Below are 8140 nucleotides of genomic sequence, written 5' to 3'. Positions count from 1 at the left end.
TTTATTCTTTTTCCTCCACCTTGTCTAATATTCCATGTGGTTATAATCATTTTTATAAGAATCAAAGTTCCCAAAACTAAACCACAGGCATATCTTCTTCTTTTAAATCAGGTATTTTTGATCTCATCATATTCCTCCTGATTCCATAAGTGGTTTAACAAATAATGGTACAGAAAGTGGAACAATTACGTGGACACCTACCGCAACAGGAACATATTATTATCAGTGTTCACTTCACGGAGGAATGGTTGGAACGATAACAATTCAATAACAGTCATATCTTCTTCAGTTGGATAATATACCCATATAGCGAAGTACTCTCAAAAAGGAAAGTGGATTTGTTTAGACCTAGTGGGGGTGGTTATTTAAGCTCTTGGGTCGGCTTTTATTGACTTTTAGTAACGCGCAGGTAACAAAAAACATATGATTTGTTGCCAATATGTTGCCATAATAGCAAATAAAAAACCGTAACACCTTGTTTATAAAGACATTACGGTTTTTGTTGGTGGTCCCACCAGGACTCGAACCTGGGACCAACTGATTATGAGTCAGCTACTCTAACCAACTGAGCTATAGGACCGTTGTCAATGGTATCAGTGCTTGACAGAGCATCTTAATGTTGTATTGGTAAGTGTTTTATTCAAAATCACAATATTGACTTAAACACCACTTTCAGCATTTCAACAACTTAGGTGCAAATATAAGCGTATTTAGAATTTAAAAAAGTCTTACCCGTAAAATCATGCAACAATATTAATCGTCAGTAAAACCGCCTATATCTTCAAAAGACTTCAAGTAATGAAATAAGCTTTTAAAAACAGATTTCCTAATTTGATGGATAATAGTAGTTTTATTTTTTCTTTATATAAGAGTTTATTCTGTTTTCCATAATAGATAGTGTTATAGTCCCTTCTTCAAGAATAATTTCGTGAAACTCACGAATATCAAACTTTTCACCTAGAGCAGTTTCTGCTTTTTCACGAAGCTCTCGTATTTTTATTTCTCCTATTTTATATGAAAGAGCTTGCCCTGGCCAAGAAATATATCGATCTGTTTCTGTATTTATTTCATGAATTGATAAAGCAGTGTTCTCAGCCATATAATCAATCATTTGTTTTCTTGTCCAATTTTTTGAATGTACCCCTGTATCAACAACCAGTCTGCATGCTCTCCACATTTCATAAGTTAATTGACCAAATTTTTCATATGGAGTTGTATAAATACCCATTTCATCAACTAAGTATTCTGAATACAATCCCCACCCTTCACCATAAGCAGATATATATAATTTTCTTCTAAACTCTGGAATTGAATTAGACAATTCACTATTTAATGAAATTTGTAAATGATGTCCAGGAACTGCCTCGTGAGCTGTTAAAGCAGGAATTGTATATAAAGTTCTACTAGATAAATTATAGGTGTTAACCCAATAAAACCCTGCTGTTGGTTCGTTATGACCACCTGAATAATATCGTCCTCCTGTATAATTTGGAGCAAGATCTGCAGGAACCGAAACTACACCATATGGCTTTCTAGGCAATGTTTTAAAAAACTTGGGTAATTCAGCATCAATTCTTTTAGAAATATCGCGTGCAAAAATTAATAATTCTTTAGCTGTTTTTGGATAAAACTGCTCATCCGATCGAAGAAATTTTAAGAATTCTGCAAAGCTTCCTTTAAATCCAAGATTATCAATTATTTTACACATTTCTGTTTTAATTCTTGCCACTTCTTTTATTCCAATTTGGTGAATATCATCAGCAGAATATTGATTACTAGTAGTGTAATAGTTTATTCGATTTTGATAAAACTCTTTTCCATTTGGAATAGAAGATATTCCTAATTCTTTTCTTGTATTTGGAAAATACTCATATATAAAAAAATTTTTAATTTTTTTATATTGATTTATAGCATTTTTTTGAACGCTTTTCTTAGCTACTTTAATAATAGAATCTTTTAATTCATTAGAAAATGAATCTGGTAAATCATGAAATGGTTTATAAAATTCACTTTCTGTTGGATTTGAAACTATGTGTTTATCATAGCTATAATTGTAATTACTAAAAACTGCTGTTGGTTGAGCCATTCCTTCGTCTAGGGAAGTTCTTAACAAATTTAAGTTGTATCCTATATGTTGTGGCAAACTGTCAAGTTGTTTTAAGTAATTCAGAACCTGTTTCTTGTTTTCAAGAGTTTGGTTTCCCATTCTAGACAAGTTCAAATGAAAAGCATTTTCGTTGGTAATAGTATTTAAATACATTTTGTATTTATTAAAATCGATTTCATTTTTCAAAACAAACAATAACAATTCTCTTGATATGATTTCTGATTCAGATAATTCACCAACAGAAATCATTTCTAATTTTTCTATTATTTCTTTTGCAAAATCAGCTTCCGCTTGATGATACTTAATCGTGTTTTCTACAGACTCATTCCTCTTAAATTTATAATCTCTTTCAGCTTCATATTTTTCAATAATTTCATTTAGCTTGTCAGATTCTTTAGAACAAGAAAAAATAAGCTGAATAAACATTAATAGTAGAATTAGCTTTTTCATATTCTTAAATGTAAGGAAATTAGAAACACCTGAACTTACTGAAGAAGATATGCATGTGGTTTAGAGTATTTTACCTACTAGATATACCAGCTCCACAAATTAAGATGACAATAATTAAAAGAATAACTCCAGCTAAGTGGGATTCTTTTGTCTCTTTATTATAAATAAAGTCTCTAAATTTCATTTCACGTGTTTTCAGTTTTAACTATCTTTTGTTTTTTTGATATATGTGTCTGCCTAATAAGGCTATTGAAATAATATATAATGTAATTGTCAGTTCAAAAGGCAACCAATTGTCAGTAACTTCAAATGTTAAAATACCTGCACCTATTGTATCTTTTATCACAAGAGCAAGAATAATTACCGTGCCAATTATGAATTGATATTTATCTATTAGCTTTTTCATTTCATCTTGTTTTATGATTAAGGAATCAGTATAATAATTTAATTGCAAAAAACAATTAAATTTTATTGGCTTCTCAATTTTACAAGTCAAGGTGTGAATTGTCTAAAAAAAACAAAATATTAAAATATGAATGTTAACTTTAAGGTTTCAAAGTCAATTAAGTATGATTGTCAAACCTTTTATATACATATTTATATTCTTGTCTCTTTCTTTAAAAAGTCAAAATTATCAAGAAAAAATAACTTTTTTAAGCTCTAACCCATTTTCGTTAAACGACGTTATTTCTAATTTTGAAAACTTAGAAGATCAAAAAGTTTTTGGCAAATTAATTGTTCCGTTTGACTCTCTGAATCCAAAAAAAAAATATCCTTTGATAATTGGTGTAGCTGGAAGTTTAGGTTGGAAAAAACATCACCTGGAGTACTTAAAAATGTATCAAGAATCTGGATTTGCAACTTTTGAACTAAATAGTTTTAAGAGTCGAGGCATTGAATCCACTGTTGGAAAACAAAATCAAGTCACAACTGCTGCAATGATAGTCGATTCATACAAAGCTTTAGAAAAATTATCTGCTCACCCATTGATAAATAATGAAAAAATCTCCATAACAGGATGGAGCTTAGGGGGAGGAGTCGCTTTGTTTTCAGCTTGGCTTCCCCTTAAAAACGCTATAAGTGAAAAATTAAAATTTTCTTCACATTTAGCATTTTATCCACCTTGTTTTTTTGAACCTGAAAATCTAGATTTCACTCAATCTCCAATTCATATTTTAATAGGAGATTTAGATGATTGGACGCCTTCGGATCCTTGTAATAATTTAGTCAATAAGCTAAGAGGTCATTCTAACATTGATATAACAATTTATGAAAATTCTCATCATGGCTTTGATAGAGAAGGAGGGTTGCAAACCAATGAAAATGGCTATAGTTTTAAAGATTGTATGTTTAAGTTAACAAGTGATGGTGAAGTACTGACAAATTACTTTAATATTCCAATGTCTAATCCTTTTCTTCAAAAAGTGGGCTTCTTATTTTGCGCCTCTAAAGGTGTAACTATCGGAGGAAATAGCAATGCAAGAGCTAAATCATTTGTGTTTGCAAAAGAATTTATGACAAAAACATTAAAATAAAGAAGAATTCATTTTCAGAATGTCTGATAAGGCCAGTAATGGAAGGGAATTGTGATAGTATCACAAAAGAAGATGGGCACATCAATATTTAATTGATATGATTCAAAAAACAATCAAACCTAAAGACCGTCAAGAATACATAAATGTTTTTAGGAAAAAGCTAAGTGGGCGTATGAAAAATGTCAGTCAAAGGCCTTCTTTAAAACCTTTTTAGTAACCTTACCTAGTGTGTTTCTTGGCAGCTCGTCTTGAACAATAAATTTTCTTGGAATTTTATATGCTGGCAATAATTCTTTTGCCCAGACTTTTAAAGAATTAAAATCAATGTTTTTGTCACTTACAATTATACTTGCGGCAACTATTTCACCCCATTCATTATCCGGAACACCTACAACTGCACATTCTTTAATTTTTGGATGTCTTAGCAGTACATCTTCAATTTCTAATGCAGAAATTTTGTATCCTCCTGATTTAATAATGTCTACAGAGTCCCTGCCTAGAATTTTATACATTCCATTATTGAAAATAGCTACGTCTCCGCTTTTGAACCATCCATCTTGATATGAACCCAGTGTTGCTTTGGGATTTTTCCAATACTCTTTAAAGACATTGGGGCCTTTAATTTGAATTTCGCCAAGCTCTCCTGTTTCTTTTACGTTATTTCCATTTGAATCAACAAGTCGAACTTGAACTCCTGGCAAAGGCAATCCCACATAACCTGGACGTCTTTCCTTTGTATAAGAGTTGGAGAGAGCCATTCCTATTTCTGTCATTCCATAACGCTCTAAAAGGGTGTGAGATGTGATTTTTTTCCACTTGTTTAAAACAGGAACCGGTAAAGCCGCAGATCCAGAAACCATTAACCTTAAATTTTTTATTCCCCCTGAAAGCCTAACTTTATCTTTTTCTGAAGATGATTCCCAAAAATCTATCAGTTTAAAATAAATTGTAGGAACTGCCATGAACAAGGATAGTTGATCTGTTGTTAATTTTTGCCATACTTTTTTAGAATCAAATTTTGGTAAAAATTCACAGCATGCTCCTGACCATAAAGCACAGCTTAAAACATTAATAATTCCGTGAATGTGATGTAAGGGAAGGATGTTTAAAATTCGATCGGTTGATTCCCAGCACCAAGCATTTACAAGACATTCTGTTTGAAATTGAATGTTTTCATGAGTTGTTACGACCCCCTTAGGTAGGTTAGTTGTTCCGCTAGTGTATAGTATCATAGCTCTTCTGTCCATAGAAACTTCAGGTAAATCTATCCTTGGGGTGTCTAACAAATCGTCAACGACTAATAATCTAATTTTAAGCTGTTTTGCTATTGGCTCTAAAAGCGCTTTGTACTCTTTACTAACAATCAATATTGAAGCTTCAGAGTCTTCAATTACATATCTAAGAGACGGAAGGGGATGAAGGGTGCATAAGGGAACAGCTATCCCTCCTGCTCTCCAAATAGCCCATTGAGTCACTACATATTCAAAGCTTGACGGGATTAAAAAAGCTACTCGCTCCTCTGATAAATCTATTTGATTGTCCAGTAGGCTGCTGGCTATAGAATTTGATTTTCTTAATAATTGATCATAATTATATTCCGTTTGATTTGATATAACAGCTATCCTTTTAGAAAACTTTATTGCTCTTTTTACTAACTCAATCATTGTTTAAACTTATATTATCTAGTGTGTTAATTTATCAAAGTTAAAAATCTATTATTAATGAGTTTGAGAAAATTATAAACTTTTGAAGTTAAATATTAAATCTGAAATAGTGATTTTAAATTATCTTGCAGTCATATAATTATTGTGAATTTAAAGTAAAGCAAATTGGATAAAAAATTTTTTAAAGAAGTAAGAATTTTAGATGGGGGAATGGGCCAAGAGTTGCTTGCAAGAGGTCTTGATGTAAATGGAACTTTATGGAGTGCCAACGCGTTATTACATGAAAAATATCATCAACTTGTTTTGGAGACACATTTAGACTTTATAAGGGCTGGTGCAGAAGTTATTGTAACAACAACATTTAGCTCTAAAAGAATAAGGCTTAGAGAAAACAATATCGAAGATAAGTTCGAATACTTAAATATTAAAGCAGGAGAAATAGCAAAAAAAGCGAAAGAATTAAATCCGCATATTTTAATAGCTGGAGGCCTACCCCCTCAAAACTTGGTTTATGAATCTGACACTAGACCTGATGCTGAAATTAAAGAAAATTTTTATGATCAGGCAAAAATACTTAACCCGTATATTGATTTTTTTTACCTAGATGTTTATAGCAGTGTTAATGAATTTAAACTAGCGATTGAAGCTATAAAATCATTTAATAAATACTATTTAATTGGAGCTCATATTTCTGAAGGTGTAAGGTTGCCAAGTGGAGAAAAAATTACAGATATTATAAATAAAATTGAACACAATAATTTGATCGGATTAATGCTTTCTTGTGTATCTCCTGAAAATTATGAATTAAATCTAGCGGAAATAAAAAGTTTGGGGGTGCCTTTTGGGTTTAAACTTAATGGGTTTAAACTTACAAATCCAAAGTCAGGGTATGCAGATAATTACCAGAAAAGCACTTCTGGTAATCCGAATGAGTTTTTAGGAAAGAGAACTGACCTAAACCCCAAGAAGTTTGCTGAATTTGTTAAAAAATTCAAAAATGCAGGAGCAACAATATTAGGGGGTTGTTGCGAAACAAGGCCAAGTCATATTAAAGAAATATCTAAGTTGAAATAATTAATTCTATGCATTGTAGCCTTAATTCATTTTTTAATTATCTTCGAAAAACAAATATGCTTTTAATTTTGAAAAACAAGTATCTCTATTTTATTGGAATAATTTTTATTTCAAACACATTGTTTTCTCAAACTATAGTTGATACTGAGTCAAGTTTAAAAAAAATTGATTCAACTTTTCATGCTTTTGCAAACTTTATGGGTGATAAAAAAACTGGTAATTTTGACCTGTCATTTATAAGAGCTGATGTCACTCTTGGATCAAGAATTAAAAATGATCTTTTTCGCCTTACTTTTTCACATTCTTCAACTAAGTTTAATGGTAATAACTTTGACAAAACCACTAATCTTCAATTTAGATGGAATCGAATTCTAAACGAAGACCACAGCTTATTTATGTTTCTTCAAACTGGAGAAAGCGCAAGATCTTTTATTGAAGAAAGGACACTCTTTGGTGTTGGGCTTAGACAACACCTTTACAAAAAAGACAAAAATTATTTTGATATAGCTGTTGGTCCTTTTTATGAATTTGAAGCTTATCCTAAGTATCGTTATGAAAACATAGAATATGAAAGTTCTAGTCAAAAAACCACTCGAATTTCTTTTAATGTATTTTCATCTGTAAAACTATTTGAAAATGTAACCTCTACAACAACTATTTATTCTCAATGGAAGTATAATGAGATTGGTAATGTTAGAGTTTTTGGCAATCAATATATTCGTTTTAAAATCAACGAAAAATTAAGTACTTACGTCAGATATGTTGTAAGGTACCGTTCTATTAACTATATTAAAAGTCTGAAAAACGATACAGATTTTGTTTATGGACTTGAAATAAATATATAAAATGGAAAAAAGAAAAAATGTAGAGGACTTTTGGGAGATCATACACTACAATTATGATCAAATCAGATACGCTGAAATTAAATCAAGTGTTGTAATCTCTGTTTATAGTTTGTTTTTTACAGCTGCATATACATTAGATGTTTTAGATGATGAAAATGTATATAGTTTAAATTTTGTAACTGCTTGGGACTATTTAACTCTTTGTTTACTGCTTCCTGGAATATACTTTACCCTGCTAGCTTTTACTGCTTGCGTTCGTTGTTTTCTTCCTAGACTAAAGCAATCAGCTTTAAAATCTCCTTTATTTTTTGGAGACATAGCAATGGACAACAAAGATTTTTCCGAATATCATCCAAAATTTAATAGCTTACGAGAGAATCCTGAAGAATACCACAAACATTTAACTCATATGGTTTATGTAACAGGAAATATAGCCTTTACAAAATTTTTGCATGTAAATACTGC

Annotated in this window: 7 protein-coding genes and 1 tRNA gene; 4 read left to right on the top strand and 4 right to left on the bottom strand. The window is 31.0% G+C overall.

From position 1 onward, the window contains the following. Positions 1-503: 503 nt before the first annotated feature. The 3 genes from AC34EU_RS08485 to AC34EU_RS08475 all read right to left on the bottom strand — a co-directional run bounded on the left by AC34EU_RS08485 (position 504) and on the right by AC34EU_RS08475 (position 2963). A tRNA-Ile gene (locus AC34EU_RS08485) sits at positions 504-580 on the bottom strand. A 270-nt stretch (positions 581-850) separates the two neighbouring features. Beyond that, positions 851-2557, bottom strand: coding sequence for a DUF885 domain-containing protein (locus AC34EU_RS08480; RefSeq protein ID WP_489696203.1), 1707 nt, complete (start codon positions 2555-2557; stop codon positions 851-853). Between the two features lie 205 nt (positions 2558-2762). Further along, positions 2763-2963, bottom strand: coding sequence for a hypothetical protein (locus AC34EU_RS08475; protein ID WP_489667009.1), 201 nt, complete (start codon positions 2961-2963; stop codon positions 2763-2765). 130 nt (positions 2964-3093) lie between these two features. On the opposite strand from AC34EU_RS08475, the gene AC34EU_RS08470 reads away from it, so the two are divergent. Then, a complete protein-coding gene (locus AC34EU_RS08470) occupies positions 3094-4092 on the top strand; it encodes a dienelactone hydrolase family protein (protein ID WP_487534642.1) in 999 nt (332 codons plus the stop codon). A gap of 182 nt (positions 4093-4274) precedes the next feature. Here the strand turns inward: AC34EU_RS08470 and AC34EU_RS08465 are convergent, their stop codons facing one another. Continuing rightward, positions 4275-5756, bottom strand: a complete 1482-nt coding sequence (locus AC34EU_RS08465) for an acyl-CoA synthetase (RefSeq protein WP_487534643.1) — start codon at positions 5754-5756, stop codon at positions 4275-4277. 165 nt (positions 5757-5921) lie between these two features. On the opposite strand from AC34EU_RS08465, the gene AC34EU_RS08460 reads away from it, so the two are divergent. The 3 genes from AC34EU_RS08460 to AC34EU_RS08450 form a co-directional block, all read left to right on the top strand. Then, positions 5922-6830: a homocysteine S-methyltransferase family protein gene (locus AC34EU_RS08460; RefSeq protein ID WP_487534644.1), complete on the top strand. Its 909-nt coding sequence runs from the start codon at positions 5922-5924 to the stop codon at positions 6828-6830. 68 nt (positions 6831-6898) lie between these two features. Further along, positions 6899-7675 (top strand): DUF481 domain-containing protein, encoded by a 777-nt coding sequence (locus tag AC34EU_RS08455; RefSeq protein ID WP_487534645.1) that lies wholly within the window; start codon positions 6899-6901, stop codon positions 7673-7675. Position 7676: 1 nt separating this feature from the next. Continuing rightward, a partial coding sequence (locus tag AC34EU_RS08450) for a Pycsar system effector family protein (RefSeq protein WP_487534646.1) occupies positions 7677-8140 on the top strand: 464 nt, incomplete at its 3' end.

Source organism: Candidatus Marivariicella framensis (assembly GCF_982709265.1).
This window is presented reverse-complemented; position numbering and strand designations above follow the sequence as displayed.

Coding starts and splice junctions, on each gene's coding strand:
- AC34EU_RS08480 (WP_489696203.1), bottom strand. CDS start 2,557: ATGAAAAAGCTAATTCTACTATTAATGTTTATTCAGCTTATTTTTTCT.
- AC34EU_RS08475 (WP_489667009.1), bottom strand. CDS start 2,963: ATGAAAAAGCTAATAGATAAATATCAATTCATAATTGGCACGGTAATT.
- AC34EU_RS08470 (WP_487534642.1), top strand. CDS start 3,094: ATGTTAACTTTAAGGTTTCAAAGTCAATTAAGTATGATTGTCAAACCT.
- AC34EU_RS08465 (WP_487534643.1), bottom strand. CDS start 5,756: ATGATTGAGTTAGTAAAAAGAGCAATAAAGTTTTCTAAAAGGATAGCT.